The organism is Bacillus sp. F9_6S_D1_P_5, from assembly GCF_054823925.1.
In genome coordinates this window covers 44,490-70,310 of record NZ_JBTREW010000025.1, presented here as the reverse complement: position 1 = coordinate 70,310, position 25,821 = coordinate 44,490, and the positions used below count along the sequence as shown (strand labels likewise).

Below are 25,821 nucleotides of genomic sequence, written 5' to 3'. Positions count from 1 at the left end.
CATAAAAAACACGTCACCCTTTCTCATTAACATAAGAAAATAGTAACGTGCTTTTAACTTCAAAAATAGTCTAAATCCTTAAGTTGATGGATGTGGGGTAGCACCACATTGCCATCAACTTAAGAAATTAAATGTTCCCCAAAACGAAAAAAATGAATTAAATCCTCATGGACACCTATGAAAAGATGAAATTTTCGTTTTGGGGGCACTTCAAAATGTTAGCTTGATGGGCGTGTGGCCGTACCCCATAAAAAAGAATATGTTATAAATTTTTTACTTGTCCAATCTGATGTTTTACAAATTCATATCATGATAGAAGAATATTTAAAAAGAAAAGAGGTATAGAATTTGGAAAGACATAAAAAAAGGAAAGATTGCGATCATAAAAAGCCTATAAAAGAATCGAAGAAAACAACTGTACCTGTATCTCATAAATTATGCGGAAATTTATTTTTGAACGATCAAGTTTCGAATTTAGAAATTTGGAAAGAAAAAATTAATGCGCAAGTAATTGTAAGTATTTCTGTATTTAATAGCACTTTGAGTACTGGCTCAATTCGGATTCTAGTGAATCAGAATGATAAAAATTCAGTTGAATTTACCGTCCCTGTTGGAAATACACTTTCTGCGACAGTCGATCATGTTGATTCAATTACTGTATTTCAGATAAACGAAGGAAGAATAGAAGGGACATTTTGTTTAGATATATTCTTTTTAATTTCTGATTAAGAAAAACATTGGAATTTCCGCTTTCATAATATGCAAAAGATGTACAAGCTACATTTAATAGTATAGAGAATAGAAAACATTTTTTACTAACTAGAAAGGAGAGTTATATTATGTGTGAATCACAAGGAATTAGTGGAAATTGCTGTTGTTGTCCTCCTGCTCAGCTTTTTCAAGAAAAAATTTGTGGGAATTTCGGTCCTAATAACACTGTAGTTGTATGGTCTGCTGGTGAAGTTGATGATTATGTTCAAGGGACATTTGAAGTTTTTAATTCTGCTAGTAGTACAGAGAACGTGGGAATTGCGGTTACGGGCGTACAAGGTTCATTTACTGCTGAGACCCCTCCTGGTTTTTCTAGAGCTATTAGTGCTCGGTTTCCGATAACATTTCAAATAGGGTCACTTTCAAATACAAGTGGAACGTTCTGTATTACTTTATATAAACGTATTAGAGCATAATTTTGTATGACTAAGTGTGATTATGGCAAAAAACTATTAGAAATATCTTTTGTCATAATCCACCAAAATATTATTAGATGAAATTTGAATAATAATATAAAAATAAACTCTTTTAAGTTTAATAGGTTGATATTAATGTATGTTATATACATACCTAGTCAACATACCGTCCTATTATCGACGGCGAAGAAAAAGACGAATCCCTACTTTCACAAGGGAATCGTCTTTTGGTTCTATGGATCTATGCATTTATATATACATTCCTATCCTAGTGCGGTTTTAGGTTTCTTGTCTGTTATTGGATTATCCGAAAAATCGTATAAAATCTTGCATACTCTTAGCCTGGATTTTTCCAAAATGCTGGTGGTCTCCGTATTATGCATTGAGAAATACGGTATATTTCTTTATTTAAACGTAAAAAGCCCTAGAGGGGACTAGGACTTTTTGACAGAATGAAAATGATTCAAAAAAAGGACTTGTATAACGTAACATACGAATGTTTCATAAATGTATCGTAAAAGTGAACAAAATCTATATTTTAATTAAAAGCATCCATTTGTACTTCTTCATAAATAAATCCAGCTTCTTTGGCTGTAATTCCAAATCGTTTAGCAGCTATTTCAGCAACTTGCGGATCATGTATTTCAGGGATGTAGTTTTCGTCATTGTTTGTGAGGGTTCGGTACTGTTCTTTCATAAAATCAAATATAACCCTATAGTTCATTCCATTACTAGCAAATTTTTCTTTCTTTTGTGGTGTGTATTTAGAGGTATTATTGGAGTTGGCTTTATAAGTGCTATTATCTAGTTCTATGTCATAATCACGTTTTGAATATTTTTCAAAATCGTTTATAACAAGCATTTTATCAAAAATGTCCATAACAAATGTATCGTCATCATACAATAATTTAAGTTCCTTGTAACGACAGGATCTATTCTCTCCGCAATAAACATCATTAAAAGAACCCATAATTTGATCGAGCGTAGTATACATGATTTTGTATTTTTCCATGGTAGACAAATCTGAGAACCTTTCATCTACGTTTACTTGAATATTTACTGGTGTAGTATCTTCTTCTTTTTTATCAGCTGTATAATCGACTTTTTCAATATAAGGGCCTAAAGGACTATCTTCTAATTTTTCCTTAGTCTCATGTTCTACATATTTCATATTAGCTGAGCAAGCAGAAAATAATAGACATGTAGCAAGTAGTAATCCCACAATAAATCCCTTTCTCATACACATCACCCCTAATGTTATTTATGACAGGGAGTAAAATAAAAGCACTCTTTCGAGTGTTCATTTTGTCTTTTTTAAGACTCATATCTAAGATTCCAGCCATCTTCAACAGTATTGTATTGTCGAATTAGCTTAGCTTCTAATGCTTTTGCCTCTTCTACAGTTTGACAAATTTGAAGGGATACAGTTAATTGGTTCCTATGATTGTATAATTTAGGTTTGCAATTAGCCGCTCCTCTCCAATGTTCCTGGAGCCTTTTTCTTAATCCTTTTGTACTTTGACCAGGTCGATTCTCAATAGCTCTCCCAACATACATAACCTTTCCTTTTAAACTCATAATGTATACACCTATCTGATTAGGAGCTCGATCTTTAACCATTTCAAAACTATTCATTTTATTAACCGTGTCGCCTGCAACTTTTATAATTCCCTTAGCTAGGCCTTTGAAAAAACTCATTATTATCCCCCTCAATCAATACAACTATATATATCATTTATTAGTATTTGAATCTATAAAATTCTCTTCAAATCATTATTTTATAGGGATACAGCCAACGTATAATAGTTGTTTAATGGATAAATAGGTCTAGTTCCTGTTACTTTAAAATTAATTTTAACCAATCACTATTCAGAATCATATCTCTGATGAATTAAATCTTTATTAATAATGAGAAGTTATTAATAGAATCTTTTACAGAAAAAAAGCCGCTTTCAATCATGTAATATTGGGAAGGGCTGTTTTAATTAAATATATATAATAATTCAAAAGAATATATTTTTTATATGTGTGTACTGTGTCTGTGTGCTTTATTACACCATTTATTTTTTCAGTGTAATTATTATCAGTTAATTTTTCATTTTGTCAATTTCCAACATTATTGATACAGCCAATTTTAAAATAAGAAAAATAAACGAACCTATAGATAAATTGCAAAGCATACTAGAGTTCAATAAATCGTTTATAGTACTAATTTTATAAATAGATATGAAAGTAGCTAACCAGTAAGGGGTTTCAAAGATTAACGTTGCAATGAAAAGGGACTTGTATCTCCCTTTTATAAAATGATTTTTTGCTATATCTTTTTTTAGTAAAAGTATAGCTGAGTAACATAGCATTAAATAAAATGGTAAGAATGCGAAAATTATCTTATTTGTTTCATCTAATGGAATTTTGAAAATATAAAAGATAGCTATTAAACTTAATATAATGCTAAAAATAATAGGTACACTAAAAACTTTAATTGGTGAGTAGCTATATTCGTAAGGTTCAGTATTTCCCTCTTCATCAACTGTATAATATTCCCACCCTTTGAAATGACCAAGCAATTTTTTTCCTACATCAGTTGCATCATAAAAAACCATTTTGTAACGACCAGTTATTATATTATTCTTATAATAATTTATATGGACAATTATGTTTTCCGGATTACTTAAATTATGAAATACTCCTGCTTGTACTGCCAGTTTCAATGCTTTACTTGTTACTTTCTCAGTATCTTTCGTGAATTGTATTACTATTTTTCTACTAGTACTATAATCCTCATCTTTTTCGGCATTTTTTATTTCTAGATACCAGCCTTTTTTCTTTTTTTCTAAGCTCAAGCTTTATCTCCACCTCTTTTTTATAACGTATACTATTGGTAATTATAAATTATTTATGCCTAATCTACCTTAATTTTAAATACTTTCTTATCAGCTGGTGATAGCTCTCTGTGTGCACGATTTTTACGATTTAATTTCATTTTGAATGTAAGCCCTTCTAACCAATTATAAAAAACTCAGTTACAACCTTTTGTCATATTTTGTTTAATTCAAATAAAAAAAGACACCCAAAGGTGCCTTCCTCCGACTTGAACCACTTTAATTTCAATACTATGTATTGGACTCCCATCTAAATATTATTTCATTTTGTTTTTAAGCTTTTTTCATACGCTTTAACTTCGTCAATAGTTTTAAATACTTTTAAATCAAATATCTTTTCTCCATCAATACATACAACTAATATTCCATCTTGAGCTTGAAGAACACTACCTACATTACCTTTTCCGAGTGAAATACTGAAGGGATTCTCTACGTTTAATGATTTCTTTTTAGCAAGATAATCTTTAAATGACATACCAATGGATAGCTCGTCTTTTAAGCCTTTAATAGTGTTACCAGAAGTAATTGTTGATTGTTCCTTTTTCGTAGCCTCTTCTTGCTGTTTGCGTTGCTTTTCAGCCGTCTCTTGTTCTGCTTTCTCCTTTTTCACAGTCCCTTTTTCTTCAGCTTTCTTCGCTTTCTCAGCTTCCTTTTGTGCTTCTTGCTCAGCTTTAGATTCTTTGGAAGTACTTGCTGTCTCGTTAGATGAACATGCTGCTAATCCCATAAATAAAGCGAAACAAGTAAGTGTTGTTAATAGTTTTTTGTTCATAGTATGTATCCCCCAGCGTTTAAAATATAAGATTTACCTGAACTATCATAACAAATATAATCACAACTATTTTGTTATATTATGTCGAAATGAAATAAAAAAAGACACTCTAAGGTGCCTTACTCCGACTTGAACCACTTTAATTTTAATAATATGTATTGGACGACAATCCAAATATTATTTTATTCATTGAGAAAGTTAAAAATCCCCTTGAATCAAAGATTTTATGAGATTTCTTAAGATATTCGATTAAGCAATTTAACATTTGCGCCGAAAGAAATATATTCATTCACAAATTCTTGTAAATCGATTGTTAATTTTTCAACTTGTTGAATTTCATCATCTGTGATGGAAACACCCCTGATTATTTTGTTATTTAACTTAGAAGATAATAATATATATATCGCCTCTAGTTCACTAGTTTTAGCCGTGAACTCAGTGAATTTTTCTAATTGTTCATTCTTACAAATATGACGATCTTTTTCTTGCTGTTGATAAAGAAATAAAAAGTCTGTTTTTATAGAGTTTAATTTTATGTCGAGTTTTTGTTTTTCTTCCAACTCATTAATTTTTTCTTGAGCAATAGTTGCTATATTATTAGACTCAACAATTAACGAGTTTAATTGCTCTATTTTTACATCTGATTGAGTTAAGTTAGTTTCTGTTCGTTGTCTTGCAGTTTCAATTTCTCCTAGTTTGTCTGTAGCTAACTGTAATGCATTTTCTGCTTCTTCAATTTTTTTCTTAGCTTTGTTCTCTAAAAGTTTAATAAAAATGAAAGCAGCGGAAGCAAGAGTGATTACGACTCCAGCTCCCCAAGTAACCCAAGTAGTAATACTTGAAATCTCCCCTTGCAAGAATGTAATTTGGCTATCTTTAGCTGAAATAATTTTATCCTGTACATCTTTTACAGTTTCCAAAGACTCAACCTTCGTTTGTAACTTGTTCAATTGTTCTTTTATTTGTTCGTTAGATATTGTAAATAAAGTTAGTTTCACTGTGTAATCCCCTTTTGTGTATTAATTCATAAAGAAAAGCACTCTCTCGAGTGCCGCTGCTTACTTCACTACTTTATCCATAACCTCTTTATACTTATTAAACTCTTCATCTTTCATATCGCCATTCATTTGAAGAAGGAAATTTCCTTTCCTTATGCTTTTTTGTTTTAAAGGTTAATAATGATTTTTTTCTTACTCCAGAAGTTAGGGGTGAATTGTAATTTTAATTTCTCACCTATAGGTTGTTCAAATACAAGAGTTCCTGCCACTTGTCCTTTGGGCGCTAATTGGCCAGAATTAAGTGCAGTATTTTGATTAATCATTGATAAGGTCGGTCTAGTGATATTACCTTGGCTATTTCTCATTTCGAAGTCAAGCGTATTGTATGAGATATCTTCTTTACCACCATTATAGATGTTTACTGCTACCAATATGTATTCATGCCCTTGTCTTGGTTTATCGAATTCTCCACCAGGAGATTTTTTAACTTCGGTTACAGTTAATCTGTGATCACCTAATTTAATAGTCTCGCCAATCGAATATTCTTTTTTCGAATCTTTTTCAGCATTTTTAACTTCTTGACCTTGGGCTGTCACTTCTTGAGGTTGGTATTTAGTTTTCGGATCACCAAATACTAATATCAACGCACAAAAAAATAAGAAAGAACCGACTAAAATGAAGCTTCCCCATCCAATATATTCCCAAACCTTTGATTTCTTTTCAACTTCCACCCGTATTTCTCCCCTTATATATTAGGTTTTTATAATAAAATAGTATCAAAATTCCCATTATTTGAGTACAAGATATTTAGAATATACAAAAAAAGAGAGCTTTGCCCTCTAATTTTGATTAACATAACGTATGATTAAGCAGATACAGCAGCCTTATCTTTACGGAAGATTCCCATCAATCCACCGATTAATAATAAAACTCCTGGTAATAAGTAAATTGCAGAGATACAAATAAATCCACCGATAGCAGCAACAGTCATCATGATACCGCCAACTTTAGCTTTACTTCTTACCATAACAGAACCAACGATTCCCAATACAGATAGAGCTACAGCACCCCATCCTAAGCCAATAACAGTGTTTGCGCCATCAGCTTCTAAAGCAGATCCTAGCCCACCAATAAATAATGCGATAAATGCACATAGGATTCCAAAAATCCCACCAATAAGTCCTAATACAAATTCAGCTGTTCTTTTCATTTTAATTTCTCCTTATTTAGCCACGTCAAATTCGAATTTGACAGATTTTTCATCGAATGTAAATGTTGGTTTGAATGTACCAACGAATTTATCGCCTTCTGGAACGTCAAATGTCATTTTGTTAGTAATTTGGTTACCCGGTGCGATATTTTCATTTACGAATGTATCTCCTCCGCCAAAGTACTCTTTGAATTGATTGCCGTTAACGTCGGCAATTTTTAGTTCAGAAGTTCCGAAATATATATCCTTCTTGCCATTGTTTTTAGCATTGAACGCGATTTCTAGAACTTTGCCTTTTTCAGCTTTGATGTATTCGTTAGGTTCAACGAATTTAGCTGAACTGAAAGTTAGTTGCAGACCGTTAACCTCTACTGTATCCCCGATTTTATAAACTTTGTTTTCAGTAGATGCTTTTTTGTCCTTTTTTTCCTCTTGTTTAGGAGCATTGTCTTTACTTACTTCTTTAACTTCTGTTTCACCACATGCAGCTAAACTAAAAGCAAGGGCTCCAGTTAATGCAATTGTACCCATTTTCTTATACATTATGTTTCCTCCAGTTATGTAAAATGTAAGATTTCCGAAACTATCATAACAGAAACGGTTACAACTATTTTGTCATATTTTGTCGAATGAAAATAAAAAAAGAGAGATTCCGCTTATGTAAAGATCATTTATCTAGTATTGAGCATTTAATAATTATGATAAGTACAATAAGTACAAGCATATTTAGGAGGTGTGTGCATGAATGATGAAAATGAGTTTTTAAGTGGTGCAGCATTTGATCCTAATTTGTTGGGCCCTACATTGCCACCGATTCCAGCGTTTACTTTACCTACAGGACCTACTGGTCCGACTGGGAATACAGGTGTAACCGGACCGACGGGAGCAACAGGAATAACAGGTCCAACTGGAATTGGGGTTACTGGCCCCACAGGTCCAACAGGAGGAACTGGAATTACCGGTCCAACGGGAGCAACAGGTCCAACCGGAATCGGAAGTACTGGCCCCACAGGACCTACTGGCACAGCGGGAAGTACTATAGCTTATGGAGCGTTGTATGATAGGTCTACTACACTTCGTGTAGCTAACGTAGGCCAAAAAGTAGTTTTCCAGGATCTTGGTCCATCTTTGGGAACAAATCTTGATTTATTAAATAATAGTATCCAAGTGTTGAGTGGTGGAATATATGAAATTAATATGGATTTAACAGCAAGCATCTTTAATCGTGATTTAACACCTGTGAGTACAGTTTTAAAATTTAGGTTATATATTAATGACATTACACCTGTTCAAGAGAGTGAATTTGAATGTCTGACATCTATAAGTACAGATGTCACTACAAACATTTTCGATGCGTATACCATTGGGAAAACAGTATTAATTAGATTAAATGCAAATGATTCATTAAGTATTATAATTGATGTTGCACAAGGAGAAATTTCTTCTTATGGAAATCCATCTTTAGTTGTAATAAAAATTGCAGACTAATATGGGATAAATTCAAAAAGAAGATAAATAGTAAAAAAGAGAGCCGTAGCTCTCACTGTTAGGAATGTTGAAAATACGTGAAAATTCATCTCTATAAAATAGGAACAATTTTCTTTATTCTTTTGGCAGGGTACAACAATTACAAAGATCTATACCATAGATTTTCTCGATTGATTCCTGTATGCATTTTAGGTGTTTTGAGTAGTTTAGAGCAATGTCTTGATAAAGTTCTCTTTCATCTTCATTGCAACAATCGATACATTGGGCAATTTTCATTAAATCAATTTTAACTTGATTATATTTCTTAACTTTTTCTTCAATAATATCCATGATTGTAACCTCATTTATTTTGAACTAGATTCTGATAGTAAAATTTTTTCAAGTTCTTTAATGGGCGCTCCAATAAACTTATGGGTTTCTTCGCCATTTTCAATAAAAATGGTTGGGGTATACTTTAAGCTTAAGTCTTCAAATTCTTTTTGAGCCTTTAAATCCTTAATAATATCTTTTTCAGTAAAGGTAATATTCTCTTTAATAAGCCATTTCTTTAAGTTAATACAAGCCGGACAGTGGGGCATAGTAAAGACAGTAACTCCATAATTTTTTTTCATAATCAATACCTCCGCTTTTTTCTTCTCGTAAGTAGTAGAGAAATAAGATCTAAAAAAGTAAAAAGAAATATAAATTTTTTCTGTGTTAAATTTCGTATAACTTACGGTCCTATTCAATATGAAGGCATAAAGAGAGTGTGGGTGAACGTGATGAAGAAATTGGCTTAATGTAGAGTTCTTACAGTTTCTCAAAGTAAAAAAAGAAATTCGTACCTATGAGGTGCGGATTTCTTTTTTTTAACACTCTTTTTAGTTTTTGTGGACTTACTTCTCTATTACAAACGTAAGGCAATGAAATACTGAAATGTTGGCATAGGAAGAGGTAAGGCAACTATCCCAAAACTTTAATTGCTGATGTAAATTTAGTTGCTGCCATTCAAAAAATAAAAAATTTAAAATTTCTTTTTAGTTTTTAGGAACTCACTTCTCTATTACAAATGTAAGGCAACGAAATATTAACATGATGGCATAGCCAAGAGGTAAGGCAAAGGTCTGCAAAACCTTTATCGCCGGTTCGAATCCGGCTGCCATCTCCATATTAGGGCAGTAAGTCTTTTGAAAGACACATGCTTCGCTTGCTCCTGGTTCGTATCCAGGTACTGCCTCCAAAATAATATTAAGGAGTGGTTTGTTAATGGCACAATTACAAACTTTATCAATAGAAGAGCAAGAAACTTTACTGGATAATGCTCAAATTAATACGGTTGCTGCAAAACAAATGGTTCAAAAAATGACTCAATTTGTTGGTGCTTATGAACTTAGTAATCGTAAAGGATTTAAATTTGAACAAGGTGATGTCTCGATTCAAGTAGTTATTTTAGGTAACATGGAAGATACAATTAAAGTGATTTATACAAAACTTGATAATGAAGAATTGGTTTCAGGTAGTGTTATTGTTGAAAAAGAAGGTAAAAAAGTTCTTAAAGGATATGACATTATCGAAGACGAAGTAATCCAAACGCTTGAAACAGAAATTGACGACGAATTTTTAGAAGAACTTAAAGGTTTAGAAAATCGAGAACTACCAGAAATGGATACCAAGCGTGAAGAAGTTGTTAGTCAATTACCGTGTATCTATGGAAACTGGTGTGGCCCAGGATGTTCAGGTCCAAAGGCTCCAATTTCTAAAGTAGATGCTTGTTGTAAAACACATGATGGTTGCTACGGTTCACGTGGATATTTTGCTTGCTCTTGTGATAAAAACCTTCAGAATTGCTTAGCTCCACATGTAAAGGCAGGTTCTGAGTGGGCGATTACAATTAGCCTTTGGTTCCGTAAACAACCTTGTAACCCATTTAAATAAGAAAGATAAAAAGGTGAACCTATTAAGGGTTTGCCTTTTTTTATGATAATTTTCAATTATTCCCTTTACATATCTAACCAATGTATAGTATTCTATACACAGAAAGTATAGAATACTATACATTCAGCTATTCTAATTGGAATGAGGGGTACTGAATGAAATGAAAATTTATACCACAAATAAGGTAAAAGAAAATAGGGAAATTGCTGGTTTGACTCAAACAGAGTTAGCTGAAAGGGTAGGGACAAAAAGAATAACGATAGCTTCTCTTGAAAGAGAAAAGTATGAACCTAGTGTTGGCTTAGCTATGAGAATAGCTAAAACCTTTAATTGTGCAGTTGAGGACATATTTACAGAGGTGGAGAAGGATTGAATTACCTTTACAATTTTTTAATTAAAATAGTAATTAGTATTTTATTGATGGAAGCCACTTTTAATATATGGAAAATGGAGGCTGGAGAGCCGGGAATATTATCGTGGTTCTTACCATTAATCACAATTTTTTGGATCGTATTAACAATAGTTAATGCAATACAAATTAAAAAGGGTAAAAAGTGGTTAAAGGAAGAGGAAGAAGACGAAAGGGATCAAATGATTAAGTATAAAGTAGGCTATATAACTTGTTGGTCGAATATGGGCCTCTTGGCATTATTGTTCTTCTTTTATGGTACGTTTGGAATCGAGATGTTTAATCCAGTATATGCGCTAGCATTGATCGTCTTCTTAAATATTGTAATTTATTACAGTATGAAATTATATTTTCTGTTCTTTGAATAATGAAGTGGAGGAATTAAAAATGACAAATAGCAACGTAGAATTAAAAAAACAAGGAAAAAGCAGTATTTTAGGTGGAATTTCAATAGCTATTGCAGTAATTTTAGCAGCACTTGTAATAAATTTCTTAACTGGATTAGTACCGTTAGAAAAAATACAGGGATTGCCTATTATTATGCCTTTTATTATTGCTCCAATTGGTGCAGTAATAGGGTTTGTAGGTTATCGAATGAACAAAGATACATGGTCTTTATGGGGAATCATTCTTAATATTGTAATGTTCTTAGTACCAATTGTTTATAATGTAGTTGCAATTTTATTCTTTGGGGTTTAATTATCTAAAAGCACCAGTCAAAATGACTGATGCTTTTTTATTTGTCTTTTTCTGCGACTTGTTTTAATTCGTTAATTGCAATCGTTAATACCTCAATCCTCTTCTCGAACCTAATTAAAAGATAAATAGAAATCACGATAGGAAATCCAAAATTGCCTATTGATGCGCTAAACATTTCAAATGGGGTCATAGCTTAGCACCTCCTTATAGTTTCAGAACTCCATTTCCTTGGGTTTTATTGGTGTAACCTTTTAATAAAAAAGAGTGTGAAAGAAGATATTGATAAATAATGTTTTGAGAAAATGGCAAACGCTTTGCTTTGAAATAGGACAGGATTAAAGAAATTGCCCCTGCGATGTGTGGCGTTGCCACTGATGTACCTGTGAGCTTTATATAGTTGTTTTGAGGATAGGTTGAGTAAACAGACTCTCCAAGACTTAAAAAATCAATATTCTGGTTTGTATTGCTCATATGTGTGGGAACAAGGTTCTTTCCAACAGCACCAACTTGAATAACCTCCTCGTAGTATCCAGGATAAAGAATTTCATCGGTTAGTTCTGATCCATCTCCGTAATTCCCTGCAGCAACTACTACAAATATATTTTCTTGTAATGCCTCGTCAATTGCCCTTTTTAACTCTGGAACATCACTTTTTGTGCCTAAAGAGAGATTCATTATATCTACTCTTTCACCATTTTTGCCTCTCCAAGCAGTTGCAAAGCGAATAGCTTTAATTAAATGTTTATGAGTTGAAATGCTTGTATGTCCAATGGCTTTAATAACTAAAAGCTTCGCCTTTGGCGCTATACCGATAGAATGTTTTGTGTTAGTAGCCGCTATAATTCCAGATACATGCGTACCGTGTCCTGTATAGTCCATCGCTATGTTTATTTTACCGTTATCATCATCTGTAAAATTGAATGTGCCGATAATGTTGTCTTTTAACTCTTCATGGTTAATGTCACAACCTGTGTCAATTACAGCAATAACTGTATCTTGTCCATAATGACCGTTTGCCCAATACTTTTTAGCATTTATGAAGTCTATTCCAGCGTTTATTTTAGTATCAGTTTGTGTACTTTTCATATAGACACCTCCTCATTTTTATTAGAGAAAGAAGTATCAAAAAACTAAAAAGAATTTACAAAATAAACATTGTTTTATTTTGTAAAAAGTACTAGATTTTCGCACTAATTTGGGAGATAATTAGAACACTTGTTCTTATTTATTTTTATTTTTTTCTTATATTTATATAATTTATGGAAAAAAGGAGGTTTTTTTATGGGGAAACATACTCACTCAAATTCCGATAATAACTATCATCACGACGAAGCGAAAAAGCAATTAGAGTACATACAAGAAATACGAAAGAAACTACCCTTAATATTAGAAAACCCCATTATTCAAGAGTTTTTAAAAGATAAAAAGCATGAAGAAATCATGAAAGAAGCTTTTAAAAACCCTTCTCAAAAAAACATCAATTTACTTAATCAAACTTCAAAAGAATTTTATAGAATTAATCGTGTCCTGAGGTATTGCTCTGTTTTAATTCGTGGACGTGCTATTGATTTCGATAAGAGACAGAGAAACAGAAATAAAAAACAAATGCTAATTTTTGATAAGAATGCTTTAGAAGGAGATTTTTCTGCAATTGAAACAATTGGGAGTTTGCAAGATTGTGAAGCAGAAAGACCTGAGGCAGTTGTTATTGAAGGAGTGGGAAAAGGAAATGTTATTCCTGTAGAAAACGAGAAATTGGATAAAGCGATGCGCGCATTGACGGATAAGCAACGAATGATTCTCTACTACCGTTATGAAAAGATGCTTACAAATAGGCAGATTGCTGAAATATTGGGAGAAACAGAACAAAACGTAGGTTACTGGGTCAAAAAAACATTAAAACAGCTAAAGGATTCGCTGTAATGAAAGATCATTACAATAAATGAGTTATAAGATGGAGACATGCTTCTAAAGGATAATTAAATATAAAGGAGAGAGATGTTTATGTCCGTAGAAAATATTCAAAAGCAAGCAGAGGTACAAGCTATTATCGATCAGTTAGAGTTAAAAATATTGAAACATGTTCAACAAACTATTTTTAAAGAAAGAGAAGATTTAATGCAAGAATTGAAGATGGTAATCGTTGAAAAAGCCTATAAAATGTTAGACGAAGAGCCCCCAGGATTCTTCGAATTTATTGAACGAGAAATCTTTAAAAAGGAAGTAATTATATAATAAAGAACAACTCTATACATGATTGATCCGGATGGATAATGATTTATGTAGATATGAAAAATGACACTATCCAATTGATAGTGTCATTTCTGCTCTAAAGGAAATGGAAACATTTTGACCGAAACAACAAAAACTCACCATTTTAAGAACGTCTATATATTTCTAGAGGATATAGGGGGAAGTAGAGATGAGAAAAGAGCAATTAGTTAGGGAAGCCGTAAAATTGGGTTTAAAACATGGCAATCCGATCAAAGGAGAAGATATTTTAAAAATATGTCTAGACGAATCTTATAAGAAAAACCAGATATATATAAAAGAAGACTGTCATGTTAAGTAGTCTTCTTTGATTAGCCATTCTTTTTATTTTGCATATAAGTAACATACATCTCTAATTGTTCCCAGGCTTTCTTTCTCTCATCTTCTGGAAGACTTTCAATTAAAGCCATTATGTTCTTACCTTCTTCAGTCACAATCTTATTTTCTTCTTCGCTCAATTCAGGATCTTCCGATCTTCCTAACAAATAATCTGTAGTTACATTGAAATAATCAGCAATTTTTTCTAATGATTCTCGTCCAGGTGACTTTTTTCCCTTTTCAAAATAAGAAATAGCCATTTTAGATACACCAATAGCATTACCAAGTTGCTCTTGCGTTATCTTATTATTTTTCCTAAGTTCTTTAATCTTTTCCCCAATCAATATTAGCGCCCCCTTTTATAAAGTGTTTGCGATAAATAAAGTATAAAGTAAACATAGTGTTTACCACAAGTTGAAAATCAGTATAGTTTTTTTGAAAAACCACTTGAAATAAACCTTAGGTTTACTTATAATGAAATTACAGGCAACGAAGGGAGGAAATAACTTGCATCAGTTAAAACAAAAACGACTAGAAAAAGGAATGTCTTGCCAAGACGTTGCCAATAAAGTCGGAATCACTAAAATGCACTACTGGTATATCGAAAACAACAAAAGAACATTAAAAATAGATTTAGCGCTAAAAATCGCATTAGCTCTTGAGGAAAATCCTAAAGAACTTTTTTTTAACAATTAAAGTAAACCTGAGGTTTATAAAATGGAGGGGAGTAAACCAAATGGACGAACTCAAAAAATTCTCGCACGGTATGTTCGGAAACTTAGGAATTCTTATTAAAGATGGAAAAGAATACTTTCCGGCAACAGATGTCGCTAAAGCGTTAGGCTATTCAAATCCACACAAAGCAATTAAAGATCATTGTAAATTTGAAGGGGTGAACGAAACGTTAGTCCCTACTAATAGTGGAAAACAAAGAAAAAAGTTTATTAATGAATCCAATTTATATCGCTTAATCGTTAAATCAAAACTTCCACAAGCGGAAAAATTTGAAAAATGGGTATTCGAAGAGGTTCTCCCAACAATCCGCAAACATGGAGCGTACATGACAGAACAAGCGTTAGAAAAAGCGGTAACTGATCCGGACTTCATGATTGGTCTTCTCATTAAATTAAAAGAAGAGAGAGAAAAACTTGCAGCAGCACAACAACAAATCGTACAGCAACAACCACTCGTAACATTCGCAGAAGCGTGTATGCAGTCGGATAAATCACTAAAGGTGAGCGAAGTCGCTAAGTTAGCAGCAAAGCACAATGTCAAAATCGGACAACGTCAGTTATTCGCAAAACTTAGAGAATGGAACTTAATGTTCAAGCGATCCACTGAACCGACTCAACCAGCTGTCGAAAAAGGATACTTCGAAATTGCACAAGGTGTTAAACAGAAACCAAGTGGAGAGCCTTTCACATGGACAACAACATACGTAACACCAAAAGGACAAACCTACATCATAGACCGACTGAAGAAAGAAAAAGATCAGGAGGCGGTTTAAATAATGGAAGAAAGTTCATTCTCACATTTTATGGTATTAGTTGTATTTCTTATTTTTGTAGGATTGGGATATCTGATAGAACGTATAAAGAAGCGGATTATAAAGGATGAAATTGATGAATAGACAGCAGCGGGAAAAAGAAGAGAAAGCAAATATCATTAAAATGATCCGGGATTTAAGAGCTAGAGGGATACATAACAGCGCAGATAAAGTTGAGGAGAAATACAAATATATTACCCTAGCTAAATAAGAAAAACCCTACAGGGGATGTAGGGCGGTGTTAAGGGATTTAAATCTAAATGTCGATTCCACAAGAACTTCTTGGAATGTAATCAGTTTAACATATATTTTCTTTAAACTTTATATAGAGATTTTACGAATTTATGAACACGGACAAGCCTTTTATGTCGGAATATTCGTGAATTTAATGGTATTCCCCCACCTAAAATGGGTTCCTGGATATTCTGATGTGTGAAAAGTATCAAAATAAAATAAAAACAGTCGATTACCCCTAATCGACTGTTTTAAAGAAACGACGCAATATTTTGTACCTATATTTTAACATAGTCGTTTCTTCTAAGTAAATAAGGAGGAATGTGGAAATGGTTGAAAACCCAATGTTAATAGGAAATTATCATGATTCATCGGAAAGAGACTTCATGGATTACTGTCAAGGATGTGGCAGAGAAATCTTTTACGGAGAAGGATACCTTGATTTCAGTGGAGATCCAATTCATACAGAATCAGAGTGTATTAAGCAATATGTTGAGGAACATTCAATGAAGAAAGTAGCAGGTGAATGATATGGGCCTACAAAACAAGATTGAAGCTGAAATTCAAATTATGAAGAGTTTAGTTGAACGGTATAAGAAAAGTAAAGAACCTAATGCTGTATCAATGGTTGTGGCTTATGAATACGGGTTACAGGTACTTACTGAAGTGTATGAAGCTAGTAAACAAACAGAAGTAGCACCATTTTAAAAGAGAGGGAGATTCATATGAAAACTGAAAATTACTTTTCTAAATTGGCTCAAATAGATTGTTCGGAACATGTCGAAAAGAAAGGCCGATTTAATTACTTATCATGGGCTTGGGCAGTTAAAAAACTTCGTGAAGTAGATCCAACAGCAACATGGGAAGTAAAGCGATTCGATGGAGTGCCTTACCTTAAAACAGATTGTGGTTATTTTGTAGAGGTTGAAGTAACTGTACAAGGATTACCATTAAGCCAGATTCACCCAATACTTAACAATCAAAATAAACCAATTGCAGAGCCTAATAGCTTTGATATTAACACTAGTATTCAACGTTGCTTAGTAAAGGCCATAGCGCTTCACGGATTGGGATTATACATCTATGCGGGTGAAGACCTACCGGAAGTACAAGAAGAAATGATAACCGCTCAACAAGTCGGTGTGATCAAATTAAACATTAAAAAACTAGCTAATCTTCGGAAAGTAGACGAAGACACGATTAAAGGACATCTAAGCATCAAAGAATTAGCTGAATTAACGTTAAAGCAAGCTGAAGATGTACTAAAAAAATTAACGAAGTGGGTTAAACAAGCTGAAAAAGAAATCGCTGAGGCTAAAGAAAAGGTTGAAGCGGTAGAGCAAACAAACTAAGGAGTGAAAAACCTATGTTAGATAAAAATCAATCGAAAGTCGTCCTTCCGGCGTGGGTGAGGAAGGGCGCACGAAATGAAAAAGAAGTAAAAGCAAAGGCGATTAAGTACATTACTCCCGATCGCTACCCAGGATATAAAATCATCAAAATTCAAGGCGATATAGCGGTATGCGAAAGGGAGAATGCGTGATGTTTCAAGTTCCAGTAAGACGTGGGTCAATGAAGGAAATGTTAACGGCAGTTCGTGATTTAGAAGCAAGGGGTTATGACTACGTAACACCAATTAAGCGAGTATATAGAGCGGAAAAAACGTTTTATCATGAAGGTAAATTCAGAGGTAAAGATAAGGTTAGGTTTACAGGAATGGAAGATCTAGTGAGTTATGAATGTTGGATGAAGAAGGTGAACTAAATGAGTAGCAACATATTTCAACTAGAAACATTTGCAAGAAGCGGATATATGGTGCGACTCGCTTATGTTGATATAACTGAAGATTTAATTGCTGGAATTTTGTTAGGTCAAATCGTTTATTGGTACATGCCTAACGAACAGGGGAAAAGTAAATTGCGAGTTAAGAAGAACGGAGAGTTTTGGTTAGCTAAAAGCCGTGAGGATTGGAAAGAAGAAATTCGCATCACACCCAAGCAATATGACAGGGCTATTAAAATCCTCATAAGTAAAGGACTAGTGGAAGTTCAAAAATTCAAATTCAATGGTGCTCCTACTAATCATATTAAGTTGAATATTTCCGAAGTTACCCAAAGGGTAAAATCCATTTTGACCTTTGGGGAAAATCCAAATCCCCCTTTGGGTGAAATGGAACTTACCGAAAGGGTTAATTCTTTAACAGAGATTACTACAGAGACTACAACAAAGATTACTACAAAAGAAAAACCTTCTCGTCACAAGTTTGAAACTTGCGACACTAACGGGGCTAAGTATCTATTTGAAAAAATTAAGGGGAATAATCCTAAACAAAAAGAGCCTAACTTTGATTCTTGGGCTAACGACTTTAGATTAATGCGTGAAAAGGATAATCGTGAATTACAAGAGATTAAGGATGTTATTGATTGGTGCCAAGCTGATCCATTCTGGCAAGGTAACATTTTATCTCCTAAAAAGCTACGTGAGAAGTTCGATCAACTAACTATTCAAATGAATTCTAAAAAGGGAGCGAAAAACAATGCAGAGAGCGGTGGCAGCAATACCAACCGATATAGCCAAAAAGGTGAATATGACTATGGATTCTGATGTGTGTGATACGCATGGCGTGAATAAGATGAAGTTTGGTGGACAAGTTGTTTGCCCTCGCTGTTTCCTGGAAAACGATAGTAAGAAGCTTCAGCAACAAGAACAAGCAAAATATGATGCAGATAAAGCAAATGAAAAGAAATTCATGTTCCACCAACAAAGTATGATCGCTGATAGCAACATTAAGAAAGCTAATTTTGATAATTACAAACCTACTAGCGATGAAGGAGCAAAGAACCTTGAACTTGCCAAGGTCATCGCAACGGATTATCTCAATGGGAAAGTGTTTAACACGATTATGGCCGGAAATTGTGGAGCTGGAAAAACACATCTTGCTTACGCTATAGCGGATCAACTCGCAGGAGCAGGGAAGTCAGTTGTCTTTGTCACAGTGGGCGAATTGCTACGAAAGATTAAAAGCACGTTCAATAAAGATTCTTCCTTAACTGAGGATGCAATTATACGGAGCTTAGTAAGAGCAGAAGTATTAATAGTCGATGATTTAGGAGCAGAGTTAGGTGCATTAGATGCCAATACCAAAGCAACAAACTTCATTAATAGGGTGTTATTCGATGTTTTCGATGGAAGGCAAGGTAAATCTACTATCTTCACAACGAACCTTACAGGAGAGCGTTTAGAGGGTGCATATGATGAGCGGATTGTATCGCGTATTTTCAATAAATTTAGGGCGCTAGTTTTCAAAGATACAAAGGATTACAGAAGGAAAGCACTACCATTCTAAGGGGGAAGTAAAATGTGTGCATGTAACGGAACGGGAGTAATTCAGAACGGTATCGGAATGGGTATGTATCAATTCGCACCATGTATTTGCAAAGCAGGGAATCGCAGTCCAGAAGAGGTGGATAGAAGGCGGCATGCTGTTATGGCGGAGCTAAGAGAAATTCATCAATTACAACTGGAGGGGAAATGGGATGCCAAGACTTGGGACGGATTTGGAGAAGGAAAATTACACAATGGCATTGCAGCAGGGAAAGTACATGAAGAAATCGCGTCGTAACTTATATATTGCTCTAGAAGAATTGGACCTGGTGTTTGATGAAAGCGAAGTAATTCGATTACAAGAAATGTGGAAGGAAAACAAAGGAATCCTTGAAATCGCAAAAGAGTTAGGAAGACATCAATTAGAAATCGCAGCATTGATTATGGATCAGGCCGATAAGAATAAAATCAAATCTCGTCCAATGGGATTAGGGGCATGAAACAACTAACACTGGAGGATGTTGTAGGCAGTTTTGATTATACGGCAACAAGCACGGCTGATAGGTTCTTACAGCATACCGTCATAACGTATGAAGTTCACTTTTATGATCAGGATGAACGACAAAAAATAGACTGGTTCGATGTTGAAACAGAAGACGAAGCATGGAGCATGACGGTGAAAGAACATGGTAAAGGTATTCAGAAGATTAGGCTAACAGTTTCAAATCGTACACGAGATGAAATTATGTCACTGGATTAGGAGTGAGCAAATGGAGAAGCCAACATTAAAAGATTATGCAGAGGCTGTCGAAATTGGCGTTAGCAAGAAGAATGTAGATCAACGAATGGGAGAGCTACATTGGAGTTTGGAACGCGCTATAACGACACCAGTCAGTACAAGCTGGGAAGGAAATGAAAAGAATAAAAGGTTACTGAGATTAGCTGAGAAAAATGGCATTAGCGAATCCACCTTTTACAGACGAAAACGTAACGGCATGACGCCATACGATGCAGCTACCACGGCAAAAGGATTCGAAAAGTACATTCCTTTAGCGGAATCGAATGGTATTAGTAATAAGACCTTTTACCAGAGAGTTAAAAGGAAGATGGATCCATATGAAGCAGCTACAAAGCCACCACGTAAGTATAGAAAGAAACAAATCAGTTAGGAGGCAGCATGAGCGAGCAAGACAAGTTAATAGAACGATTGATTGATAGGCATGTATTTAAATTACCTGATGGCCGTGATTTATATGAAGGGTCATGCGAGGAACTAAGACAGTTATTGAAAGGAGATGATAAGTAATGCAACCAATGGGGAATGGTGTATTCGAAATCACTAAGTTAATTAGCGAATCAAAGGGAGGTAAGTAATGAAAAAAGAAATCGTGGTGCAGGTGCAAAGTGAACTCGAAGTAATCGAAAGTGAGATTCGTAAGATGGAATATCACTTGGTTGGATTGGATAGCGAGAAGCGGAAAACAAAGCGTTCTTTGGAAGAGCTGAAGAATCGGAAAGAGGAATTGAAAGGTTATTTATAAGGAGCCGAGAAAATGAATTTAAGAGTGAAAATTAAAAGATTGAAAGATGTAGAATTACCGAAATACGCAAGGCCAGGGGATAGTGGTTTTGATCTTGTAGCAGCAGAGGACACGATTATATGGCCGGGCGAAACAAAGGTTGTACAAACTGGATTGGTTTTTGAGATTCCGCCGGGATATGAGTTGCAGGTGCGCCCGCGTAGCGGTATGACGCGTAATACAAAGTTACGAGTGGTACTTGGAACGGTGGATAGTGGATACCGTGGAGAAGTTGGAGTACTAGTCGATAACATCGAAATACCTAAAGCAGCAAACATGCAAGCTAGTGTAATTGAAAAGGGTACTCGTATTGCTCAAGGTGTCATAGCGCCAGTGGAAACAGCTAATTTCGTTGAGGTGGACGAGCTGTCTGAGAGCAAAAGAGGAAGCTGTGGCTTCGGATCAACGGGGATTAAATAAAAAAGGCTCAATTCTCAAAAGGGAGAGAGTTGAGCCAGTGGATGTAATTACTAAGTTATCGGGTTGATGAAAACTAGTAATTAAATAAAATCACCCTAGGGTTAGGGGGTCTAGGGTTTCAAGACTTGGTATATCTCACACGACATAATAAATAGAATAGAACGTATTGAAGATAACACATGAATGTTTCATAAATGTATCAAAAAAGTGAACAAAATCGTTATTTAAAATGAAGATGCACATCAAAAAAGAGCACATTTAGGAGTGTGCTCTTAAATAACAGTTTTTGAAATTTAATTCATCGGTTCCTTTTCCTCGAATGCATCAAATTTATCAATCAATTTAAAGATCGCTTCTAGAAGAACTGTAGATAAAATAGCAAAAATCAATACAGCATGAGTTGATAATTTTACTGTTGTGAAATTAAGGTTTTTTAACCAAAAATATCCAACATACATCGTTAAGAAGGTACTAACAAATGAAATTGTAAATCCTAAGAAACCTAATTCTTTTAGCTTTTCCTCGGATAATTTGAATACTCGTAATACTAACGAGAAGATGATTCCTAATATAAAAAAACCAATACATAATGTCAATATTGACATTATACTTGGATATTCAACGTCATTAGGCAACCATTGTTTCATTACTACAATTATGGATGTAGGGAGCACAATAGGTATTAACAGTGGTGATATTATTAGAAAAATTGCCAATGGTCTACTGATGTTGTTTGTTTCATTGTTGTTTTGTTTATTCATAAATCCTCCAAAAAAATAATATAAAGATCAATATTCTAGAGGGTTTTAACACAAAATTGTTAGTCAGGCTATAACTAAAAATAAACCTGGTTTCAAACAAAAACGCTATTTTATAAAAAAAGAGAAGCGCTTAATCAGGACGCTCCTCTTAATGCCAATATACAATAACTATTTCATTATAATGTATAAGCGTAAAATATTTAACAATTACCTATATGGTAAAAATTTCATTTTGTTTTAGTTTAAAATCAAAAAAGAGCACTTTATTAAGTGCTCTCGTGACGAGCTCCATTTTGTAACGACTATTTTACAAAGAAAGGAACGCAGAATATTATATGCGCGATCAGTTAATTGAGTGCTTTTTACAAACAAAGAGCAGCTAGCAAAAACTAGCTGCTCAATACAAGGAGATACAGAGAGAATTAAATGGATTTTGGCATACAGCCTATCAATATTATGGACATAATATTGGATTTTATTCGAAGGAATTTATGTTTTACAAATTAGATTATAATAGTCGATATTCTCCATATTGACCAGAAAAGAACCAAGAATTCTAGTAAAATTCCAAGTGTTCTTTTCCTAGTTTTTTGAAATTCTTTTACTAAATAGCCAACAGCACAAATTGCTAGAAGAATGAAAAGAATAAGTTCTAGTGTAACTGGCATTTGATCTACTCCTAATCTCTTGTTTTAATTCAATATATAAAGATTATAAGATATTTTTTGTGGTTAATGGTGAAAAATTAAACAAAACTATCCCTATATGAAAAAAGGTCCTGTTGTCTCCAACAGAACCCCTTCTAAAATGGCAAAGAGTAACTCTTACCTTACTCTTTGTTCATATACTACAAGATTGTTAAAGGAAATCCAAGGCTCTTTATATTGAGAAATAAAGAAGAATCATTATAAAGAATTTTATCTATTTTCATAAATAAAAGAGCAGCTAGCAAAAACTAACTGCTCGGCTGGTTCTCCAAGGGGGAAAGGAGAAAGGTTAGGGACTTCATTAAATGAGTTATGGCCATCGCCTATCTATATTATTGACGGAATATTGAGTTTTATTCAGGGGATGACTAAATATGTAGGTTACATGAGAAGTCCTATTAACATCCAGGCCGCCCCGATCAGAATTAAAGTTTCGAATGTAATCCAAAACTTTCTTTTTTCTGGTTTTTGAAATTCTTTAATTACAGAAAATATGGCACTTATTCCTACAAGAGTGAAAAGAGCAATTCGGATTGTTTCAGTCATTTGCATCACCACCTAAGATTTGAATAGTTTAATTATATATTAATTACCATTTTATAGAAACTTAACAAAATAATCCTTTTAATAGAAAGAGAGGAATAATAATGAGACTAGGAAACCGCGGAATGGCTTTTGAAAAGCTTATCAATCTAGCGAATGAAATGTATCAAAGAGGGAGAGTGGCGCTTATAAACAAGCGTCCGACTCCTGTGAAGGTATTGAAAAGTAAAGGTGGCCGTGTATTAAGTGGTTACTATGAAGCTAAGAGTACAGTAGACTATGACGGTGTGTATAAGGGACGAGCTATAGCATTTGAAGCAAAATCTACAGAGAATCCTACACGATTTGATTTAAAGAACATTGCGCAGCATCAATTGGATTACCTGGAGAAAGCAGAGAAGATGGGAGCAATTTGCTTCTTGCTTATAGAGTTTAGTAAGGATAAGTCAGTATTCGTTGTACCACTATCAGTCATTCAATCTTACGTAAGGATGTCACAGCAGCCAAAAGGCAAGAAGTCGATACCAAGAGCGGACTTTGATATTTATGGGTACTTAGTAGAACAGACAGAACGTGCGCCAGTTGATTACTTACAATATGTAGATGAAGCAGTATCACCAGTTATGTTTGATGGGATGATTCAATTTGATCAGGACCATCAAAAGGTAGCCAATAACATTGAAGCAGCGAAAGAGAAGATGGCCAACAAGAAACGAAAATTATTAAAGGCTTAATGGATAACGGAACCATGCGGAGTGGATGGTGGGGGCTACTCGCTATGCATGATTCCCTTATTCAACAAAGAGATAGTAAAATTTCACGTACCTAATATGAATGTAAAAACCAAAATTCGAAATAGGGGGATTATAGATGGAGCAATTAGCCTTTTTTCCAAAACTAGATAGGGAAACTGAAAGAAAAGTCCAAAAAGAAGTCGTGAAAATTTTGAAGGACTACAGGGCTTTAAAAATATGTATTGAAAATAAAGCGGAGCAAAAACGAGAGGGTATTAGTCCATTTCCTGAAATTCGTGATACAAAGCATATTAATGAAATTAGGTTAAGACAGGTAGAAAGAGTATTGAATTACGGATTAGATGAGGATGAGGCTAATATCATTAAGATGAAGTATTTAAGTAATAAGAAATTAAAGGACGATTACATTTATAATGAATTGTTAATTAAGAAGGATCCATACTATGTTAAGAAAAAAAATGCGGTTCGGTTGATTGCGACGGCATTAGGGATGATTTAAATCTTACTAAGAAGAGATCAGTTAATAATGAATTTTGGGATGAGCTGTTACAAGATAAGGAATTTAGTCATAAAAAAACAAGCGTCAAACATACGCTTGTTTTTTTAGTATAAGTTAAAGCAGTGCTGGTACTTGGCATGTAGGAAAATCAGTTGTTCAGGTATACAGTCAATTGTCTTTAGCATTAGGAATCCATATTTTTTGATGAATTTTGAATATTTATTTACCTCTCAATTTAAATCCAACTAAAGCCGCAGTATTATGTAGTGCTTTATTAATAGTATCTTCAGAGATTATCTTTTTATTTGTACTATAATAATCGGCAATTTCTTTAGTGCTCCACTCTTGTATTTGATATCTTACTAACCAATCAAAGTGTTCCATATTCCTTTTTTCTTTTCCTTCAACGTACCCATTTTCCTTCATAAAATTTTCTGTACGCTCCCGATATAATTCTTTATATTTTTTATATGCTGTGTCTAATTTTTTTTCGAATTCACTCCAACTATACATTCTAGGATCCCAGCCATATCCACGGTAACCAAATATTTTATCTTTATCACCATTGAAAGCAGCTAATACATCAGATTTATAATCAAATAAGATTTCCTCAAAATCTCCTGCTTCATCATCTTTTTTTATTATCTGATATTGATGTATATTTTCGGAATTCGGTGTGAAAATAAAAGGTATTTCTTTATCAAAAGAAAATCTTTTATTATTTTTAGCTAATTCTATATCGTCTGACTCATCTTCAAAGTAGATAACTTCTGTAATTGACCATTCGATGAAGTTTGCGGGGACAGGTCTACCTAGTTCCTTATGGAAGTCTTTCCAATCTTCTACGTTTTCAGGATGATCTCTTAAAGAAGGTATTGCCCACAGTCCGATTTCTAGAAACATTGCATCTTCCTGATCTTCTGCTATAAGATTATATTTCTTTGCCCAGTTTAAGAGAGCATTTTTTAACGGTACCAATTGAGGTTTATATTTTTCATTCGAACTTCTAATAATTCTCCATTCATCTAGGAATTCTCGAGTTTCCCTATTTTCATATTGCATCTCTGTCTCTGTATATAAGGGTATCATTTTTGATAAATCTTCAATTAACGCAGGTACTAGTTTTTCAGCGGTATGTAAAAAATGAGTCACAGTTTGATGCTGCTTGTTATTTATGAAAACGGGGATAAAATCTTCTTTATTTCGTTTAGGATGATAAAATAGTTTTTCCATATCTCTTCACCTCAAGTAATGTATTTGATTATATTTTCTCACTATTTTTTATGCTTGAGTAGGAAATAAGG

At 33.8% G+C, this 25,821-nt stretch carries 45 protein-coding genes, 1 tRNA gene and 1 pseudogene; 30 read left to right on the top strand and 17 right to left on the bottom strand.

All coding sequences use genetic code 11. The features are described from left to right. Positions 1-348: 348 nt before the first annotated feature. Positions 349-729, top strand: coding sequence for an S-Ena type endospore appendage (locus tag ACUXEY_RS24095; protein WP_461301789.1), 381 nt, complete (start codon positions 349-351; stop codon positions 727-729). 110 nt (positions 730-839) lie between these two features. Continuing rightward, the gene (locus ACUXEY_RS24090) at positions 840-1,187 is read left to right on the top strand and encodes an S-Ena type endospore appendage (protein WP_461301788.1); all 348 of its coding nucleotides are present in this window, start codon (positions 840-842) and stop codon (positions 1,185-1,187) included. 538 nt (positions 1,188-1,725) lie between these two features. On the opposite strand, the gene ACUXEY_RS24085 is transcribed toward ACUXEY_RS24090, so the two are convergent. The 9 genes and pseudogenes from ACUXEY_RS24085 to ACUXEY_RS24045 all read right to left on the bottom strand — a co-directional run bounded on the left by ACUXEY_RS24085 (position 1,726) and on the right by ACUXEY_RS24045 (position 7,592). After that, entirely contained in the window at positions 1,726-2,427 is a 702-nt protein-coding gene (locus tag ACUXEY_RS24085) for a hypothetical protein (protein WP_461301787.1), read from the bottom strand. Positions 2,428-2,501: 74 nt separating this feature from the next. Then, the gene (locus ACUXEY_RS24080; protein WP_461301786.1) at positions 2,502-2,885 is read right to left on the bottom strand and encodes a GIY-YIG nuclease family protein; all 384 of its coding nucleotides are present in this window, start codon (positions 2,883-2,885) and stop codon (positions 2,502-2,504) included. Between the two features lie 389 nt (positions 2,886-3,274). After that, on the bottom strand, positions 3,275-4,030 hold the full coding sequence (locus ACUXEY_RS24075) for a hypothetical protein (RefSeq protein ID WP_461301785.1): 756 nt from the start codon (positions 4,028-4,030) through the stop codon (positions 3,275-3,277). A gap of 301 nt (positions 4,031-4,331) precedes the next feature. Then, positions 4,332-4,841 carry a hypothetical protein gene (locus ACUXEY_RS24070; RefSeq protein ID WP_461301784.1) on the bottom strand — a complete coding sequence of 170 codons (510 nt, stop codon included), beginning with the start codon at positions 4,839-4,841 and terminating at the stop codon, positions 4,332-4,334. A gap of 236 nt (positions 4,842-5,077) precedes the next feature. Continuing rightward, positions 5,078-5,839, bottom strand: coding sequence for a hypothetical protein (locus ACUXEY_RS24065; protein WP_461301783.1), 762 nt, complete (start codon positions 5,837-5,839; stop codon positions 5,078-5,080). 60 nt (positions 5,840-5,899) lie between these two features. Further along, positions 5,900-5,989, bottom strand: a pseudogene (locus ACUXEY_RS24060) (stress protein); the annotation flags it as partial. A 17-nt stretch (positions 5,990-6,006) separates the two neighbouring features. Beyond that, positions 6,007-6,570: a DUF4352 domain-containing protein gene (locus ACUXEY_RS24055; RefSeq protein WP_098238635.1), complete on the bottom strand. Its 564-nt coding sequence runs from the start codon at positions 6,568-6,570 to the stop codon at positions 6,007-6,009. A gap of 134 nt (positions 6,571-6,704) precedes the next feature. Continuing rightward, the gene (locus tag ACUXEY_RS24050) at positions 6,705-7,049 is read right to left on the bottom strand and encodes a DUF4064 domain-containing protein (protein ID WP_151582600.1); all 345 of its coding nucleotides are present in this window, start codon (positions 7,047-7,049) and stop codon (positions 6,705-6,707) included. 12 nt (positions 7,050-7,061) lie between these two features. Next, positions 7,062-7,592, bottom strand: a complete 531-nt coding sequence (locus ACUXEY_RS24045) for a DUF4352 domain-containing protein (protein WP_461301782.1) — start codon at positions 7,590-7,592, stop codon at positions 7,062-7,064. A gap of 198 nt (positions 7,593-7,790) precedes the next feature. Between ACUXEY_RS24045 and ACUXEY_RS24040 the strand changes: the two genes are divergently transcribed. After that, positions 7,791-8,537: an exosporium leader peptide-containing protein gene (locus tag ACUXEY_RS24040; protein ID WP_461301781.1), complete on the top strand. Its 747-nt coding sequence runs from the start codon at positions 7,791-7,793 to the stop codon at positions 8,535-8,537. Positions 8,538-8,651: 114 nt separating this feature from the next. On the opposite strand, the gene ACUXEY_RS24035 is transcribed toward ACUXEY_RS24040, so the two are convergent. Both ACUXEY_RS24035 and ACUXEY_RS24030 read right to left on the bottom strand, forming a co-directional pair. Then, positions 8,652-8,867 (bottom strand): hypothetical protein, encoded by a 216-nt coding sequence (locus ACUXEY_RS24035; RefSeq protein WP_227601774.1) that lies wholly within the window; start codon positions 8,865-8,867, stop codon positions 8,652-8,654. A 14-nt stretch (positions 8,868-8,881) separates the two neighbouring features. Further along, positions 8,882-9,148, bottom strand: coding sequence for a glutaredoxin family protein (locus ACUXEY_RS24030; RefSeq protein ID WP_063222597.1), 267 nt, complete (start codon positions 9,146-9,148; stop codon positions 8,882-8,884). A 462-nt stretch (positions 9,149-9,610) separates the two neighbouring features. On the opposite strand from ACUXEY_RS24030, the gene ACUXEY_RS24025 reads away from it, so the two are divergent. From ACUXEY_RS24025 to ACUXEY_RS24005, 5 genes are all read left to right on the top strand, one after another. Then, positions 9,611-9,684: transfer RNA gene (locus ACUXEY_RS24025), tRNA-Cys, on the top strand. Between the two features lie 98 nt (positions 9,685-9,782). Continuing rightward, entirely contained in the window at positions 9,783-10,451 is a 669-nt protein-coding gene (locus tag ACUXEY_RS24020) for a hypothetical protein (protein ID WP_461301780.1), read from the top strand. 160 nt (positions 10,452-10,611) lie between these two features. After that, entirely contained in the window at positions 10,612-10,824 is a 213-nt protein-coding gene (locus tag ACUXEY_RS24015) for a helix-turn-helix transcriptional regulator (protein WP_071737018.1), read from the top strand. Further along, a complete protein-coding gene (locus tag ACUXEY_RS24010) occupies positions 10,821-11,228 on the top strand; it encodes a hypothetical protein (RefSeq protein ID WP_063222594.1) in 408 nt (135 codons plus the stop codon). Before ACUXEY_RS24015 ends, ACUXEY_RS24010 begins: the two co-directional genes overlap by 4 nt. A gap of 19 nt (positions 11,229-11,247) precedes the next feature. Then, the gene (locus tag ACUXEY_RS24005) at positions 11,248-11,559 is read left to right on the top strand and encodes a hypothetical protein (RefSeq protein WP_087955526.1); all 312 of its coding nucleotides are present in this window, start codon (positions 11,248-11,250) and stop codon (positions 11,557-11,559) included. Positions 11,560-11,596: 37 nt separating this feature from the next. Here the strand turns inward: ACUXEY_RS24005 and ACUXEY_RS24000 are convergent, their stop codons facing one another. Further along, on the bottom strand, positions 11,597-11,749 hold the full coding sequence (locus tag ACUXEY_RS24000) for a YvrJ family protein (RefSeq protein WP_000187390.1): 153 nt from the start codon (positions 11,747-11,749) through the stop codon (positions 11,597-11,599). Positions 11,750-11,763: 14 nt separating this feature from the next. Further along, positions 11,764-12,645: a S8 family peptidase gene (locus ACUXEY_RS23995; protein ID WP_461301779.1), complete on the bottom strand. Its 882-nt coding sequence runs from the start codon at positions 12,643-12,645 to the stop codon at positions 11,764-11,766. Between the two features lie 195 nt (positions 12,646-12,840). Between ACUXEY_RS23995 and ACUXEY_RS23990 the strand changes: the two genes are divergently transcribed. From ACUXEY_RS23990 to ACUXEY_RS23980, 3 genes are all read left to right on the top strand, one after another. Beyond that, a complete protein-coding gene (locus tag ACUXEY_RS23990; protein WP_461301778.1) occupies positions 12,841-13,482 on the top strand; it encodes a sigma-70 family RNA polymerase sigma factor in 642 nt (213 codons plus the stop codon). 81 nt (positions 13,483-13,563) lie between these two features. Continuing rightward, positions 13,564-13,794 carry a hypothetical protein gene (locus ACUXEY_RS23985; protein WP_000110136.1) on the top strand — a complete coding sequence of 77 codons (231 nt, stop codon included), beginning with the start codon at positions 13,564-13,566 and terminating at the stop codon, positions 13,792-13,794. Positions 13,795-13,981: 187 nt separating this feature from the next. After that, positions 13,982-14,131: a hypothetical protein gene (locus tag ACUXEY_RS23980; RefSeq protein WP_001224492.1), complete on the top strand. Its 150-nt coding sequence runs from the start codon at positions 13,982-13,984 to the stop codon at positions 14,129-14,131. Between the two features lie 10 nt (positions 14,132-14,141). On the opposite strand, the gene ACUXEY_RS23975 is transcribed toward ACUXEY_RS23980, so the two are convergent. Continuing rightward, positions 14,142-14,492, bottom strand: a complete 351-nt coding sequence (locus ACUXEY_RS23975) for a helix-turn-helix domain-containing protein (protein WP_063222591.1) — start codon at positions 14,490-14,492, stop codon at positions 14,142-14,144. 130 nt (positions 14,493-14,622) lie between these two features. On the opposite strand from ACUXEY_RS23975, the gene ACUXEY_RS23970 reads away from it, so the two are divergent. The 17 genes from ACUXEY_RS23970 to dut all read left to right on the top strand — a co-directional run bounded on the left by ACUXEY_RS23970 (position 14,623) and on the right by dut (position 21,252). Beyond that, complete coding sequence (locus tag ACUXEY_RS23970; protein WP_098200650.1) at positions 14,623-14,844, top strand: helix-turn-helix transcriptional regulator; 222 nt, start codon at positions 14,623-14,625, stop codon at positions 14,842-14,844. Positions 14,845-14,884: 40 nt separating this feature from the next. Continuing rightward, positions 14,885-15,655: a BRO family protein gene (locus ACUXEY_RS23965; protein WP_461301777.1), complete on the top strand. Its 771-nt coding sequence runs from the start codon at positions 14,885-14,887 to the stop codon at positions 15,653-15,655. 115 nt (positions 15,656-15,770) lie between these two features. Continuing rightward, the gene (locus ACUXEY_RS23960) at positions 15,771-15,905 is read left to right on the top strand and encodes a hypothetical protein (protein ID WP_255262296.1); all 135 of its coding nucleotides are present in this window, start codon (positions 15,771-15,773) and stop codon (positions 15,903-15,905) included. A gap of 352 nt (positions 15,906-16,257) precedes the next feature. Then, positions 16,258-16,458, top strand: coding sequence for a YqaI family protein (locus tag ACUXEY_RS23955; protein WP_087955520.1), 201 nt, complete (start codon positions 16,258-16,260; stop codon positions 16,456-16,458). Position 16,459: 1 nt separating this feature from the next. Continuing rightward, the gene (locus tag ACUXEY_RS23950; protein WP_162840204.1) at positions 16,460-16,636 is read left to right on the top strand and encodes a hypothetical protein; all 177 of its coding nucleotides are present in this window, start codon (positions 16,460-16,462) and stop codon (positions 16,634-16,636) included. Between the two features lie 17 nt (positions 16,637-16,653). Then, the gene (locus tag ACUXEY_RS23945) at positions 16,654-17,280 is read left to right on the top strand and encodes a Sak single strand annealing protein (protein ID WP_461301776.1); all 627 of its coding nucleotides are present in this window, start codon (positions 16,654-16,656) and stop codon (positions 17,278-17,280) included. Between the two features lie 14 nt (positions 17,281-17,294). Further along, complete coding sequence (locus tag ACUXEY_RS23940; protein WP_461301775.1) at positions 17,295-17,471, top strand: hypothetical protein; 177 nt, start codon at positions 17,295-17,297, stop codon at positions 17,469-17,471. After that, complete coding sequence (locus tag ACUXEY_RS23935) at positions 17,471-17,692, top strand: hypothetical protein (protein WP_087955518.1); 222 nt, start codon at positions 17,471-17,473, stop codon at positions 17,690-17,692. The genes ACUXEY_RS23940 and ACUXEY_RS23935 overlap by 1 nt, the downstream gene beginning before the upstream one ends. Beyond that, entirely contained in the window at positions 17,693-18,532 is an 840-nt protein-coding gene (locus ACUXEY_RS23930) for a conserved phage C-terminal domain-containing protein (RefSeq protein WP_439998516.1), read from the top strand. Next, positions 18,516-19,274, top strand: a complete 759-nt coding sequence (locus ACUXEY_RS23925) for an ATP-binding protein (RefSeq protein WP_461301791.1) — start codon at positions 18,516-18,518, stop codon at positions 19,272-19,274. The genes ACUXEY_RS23930 and ACUXEY_RS23925 overlap by 17 nt, the downstream gene beginning before the upstream one ends. A 12-nt stretch (positions 19,275-19,286) precedes the next feature. Beyond that, positions 19,287-19,550 carry a hypothetical protein gene (locus ACUXEY_RS23920; RefSeq protein WP_461301774.1) on the top strand — a complete coding sequence of 88 codons (264 nt, stop codon included), beginning with the start codon at positions 19,287-19,289 and terminating at the stop codon, positions 19,548-19,550. Next, complete coding sequence (locus ACUXEY_RS23915) at positions 19,507-19,752, top strand: helix-turn-helix domain containing protein (RefSeq protein ID WP_140421125.1); 246 nt, start codon at positions 19,507-19,509, stop codon at positions 19,750-19,752. The genes ACUXEY_RS23920 and ACUXEY_RS23915 overlap by 44 nt, the downstream gene beginning before the upstream one ends. After that, the gene (locus ACUXEY_RS23910) at positions 19,749-20,012 is read left to right on the top strand and encodes a hypothetical protein (protein ID WP_461301773.1); all 264 of its coding nucleotides are present in this window, start codon (positions 19,749-19,751) and stop codon (positions 20,010-20,012) included. Before ACUXEY_RS23915 ends, ACUXEY_RS23910 begins: the two co-directional genes overlap by 4 nt. A gap of 10 nt (positions 20,013-20,022) precedes the next feature. Then, entirely contained in the window at positions 20,023-20,421 is a 399-nt protein-coding gene (locus tag ACUXEY_RS23905; protein WP_461301772.1) for a hypothetical protein, read from the top strand. A gap of 8 nt (positions 20,422-20,429) precedes the next feature. Next, positions 20,430-20,558 carry a Fur-regulated basic protein FbpA gene (locus ACUXEY_RS23900; RefSeq protein ID WP_087955511.1) on the top strand — a complete coding sequence of 43 codons (129 nt, stop codon included), beginning with the start codon at positions 20,430-20,432 and terminating at the stop codon, positions 20,556-20,558. A 67-nt stretch (positions 20,559-20,625) separates the two neighbouring features. Then, positions 20,626-20,793, top strand: a complete 168-nt coding sequence (locus tag ACUXEY_RS23895) for a hypothetical protein (protein WP_461301771.1) — start codon at positions 20,626-20,628, stop codon at positions 20,791-20,793. A gap of 12 nt (positions 20,794-20,805) precedes the next feature. Further along, positions 20,806-21,252 carry a dUTP diphosphatase gene (gene dut, locus ACUXEY_RS23890; protein ID WP_461301770.1) on the top strand — a complete coding sequence of 149 codons (447 nt, stop codon included), beginning with the start codon at positions 20,806-20,808 and terminating at the stop codon, positions 21,250-21,252. A 293-nt stretch (positions 21,253-21,545) separates the two neighbouring features. Here the strand turns inward: dut and ACUXEY_RS23885 are convergent, their stop codons facing one another. Beyond that, the gene (locus ACUXEY_RS23885) at positions 21,546-22,013 is read right to left on the bottom strand and encodes an epimerase (RefSeq protein ID WP_461301769.1); all 468 of its coding nucleotides are present in this window, start codon (positions 22,011-22,013) and stop codon (positions 21,546-21,548) included. Between the two features lie 1,088 nt (positions 22,014-23,101). Further along, entirely contained in the window at positions 23,102-23,266 is a 165-nt protein-coding gene (locus tag ACUXEY_RS23880) for a hypothetical protein (RefSeq protein ID WP_000140898.1), read from the bottom strand. Between the two features lie 101 nt (positions 23,267-23,367). On the opposite strand from ACUXEY_RS23880, the gene ACUXEY_RS23875 reads away from it, so the two are divergent. Both ACUXEY_RS23875 and ACUXEY_RS23870 read left to right on the top strand, forming a co-directional pair. After that, positions 23,368-23,997, top strand: coding sequence for a Holliday junction resolvase RecU (locus ACUXEY_RS23875; protein ID WP_461301768.1), 630 nt, complete (start codon positions 23,368-23,370; stop codon positions 23,995-23,997). A 136-nt stretch (positions 23,998-24,133) separates the two neighbouring features. Then, entirely contained in the window at positions 24,134-24,517 is a 384-nt protein-coding gene (locus ACUXEY_RS23870; protein WP_461301767.1) for an ArpU family phage packaging/lysis transcriptional regulator, read from the top strand. A gap of 219 nt (positions 24,518-24,736) precedes the next feature. Here ACUXEY_RS23870 and ACUXEY_RS23865 read toward each other — a convergent pair whose 3' ends face one another. Next, a complete protein-coding gene (locus ACUXEY_RS23865) occupies positions 24,737-25,750 on the bottom strand; it encodes a hypothetical protein (RefSeq protein WP_461301766.1) in 1,014 nt (337 codons plus the stop codon). Positions 25,751-25,821 lie beyond the last annotated feature (71 nt).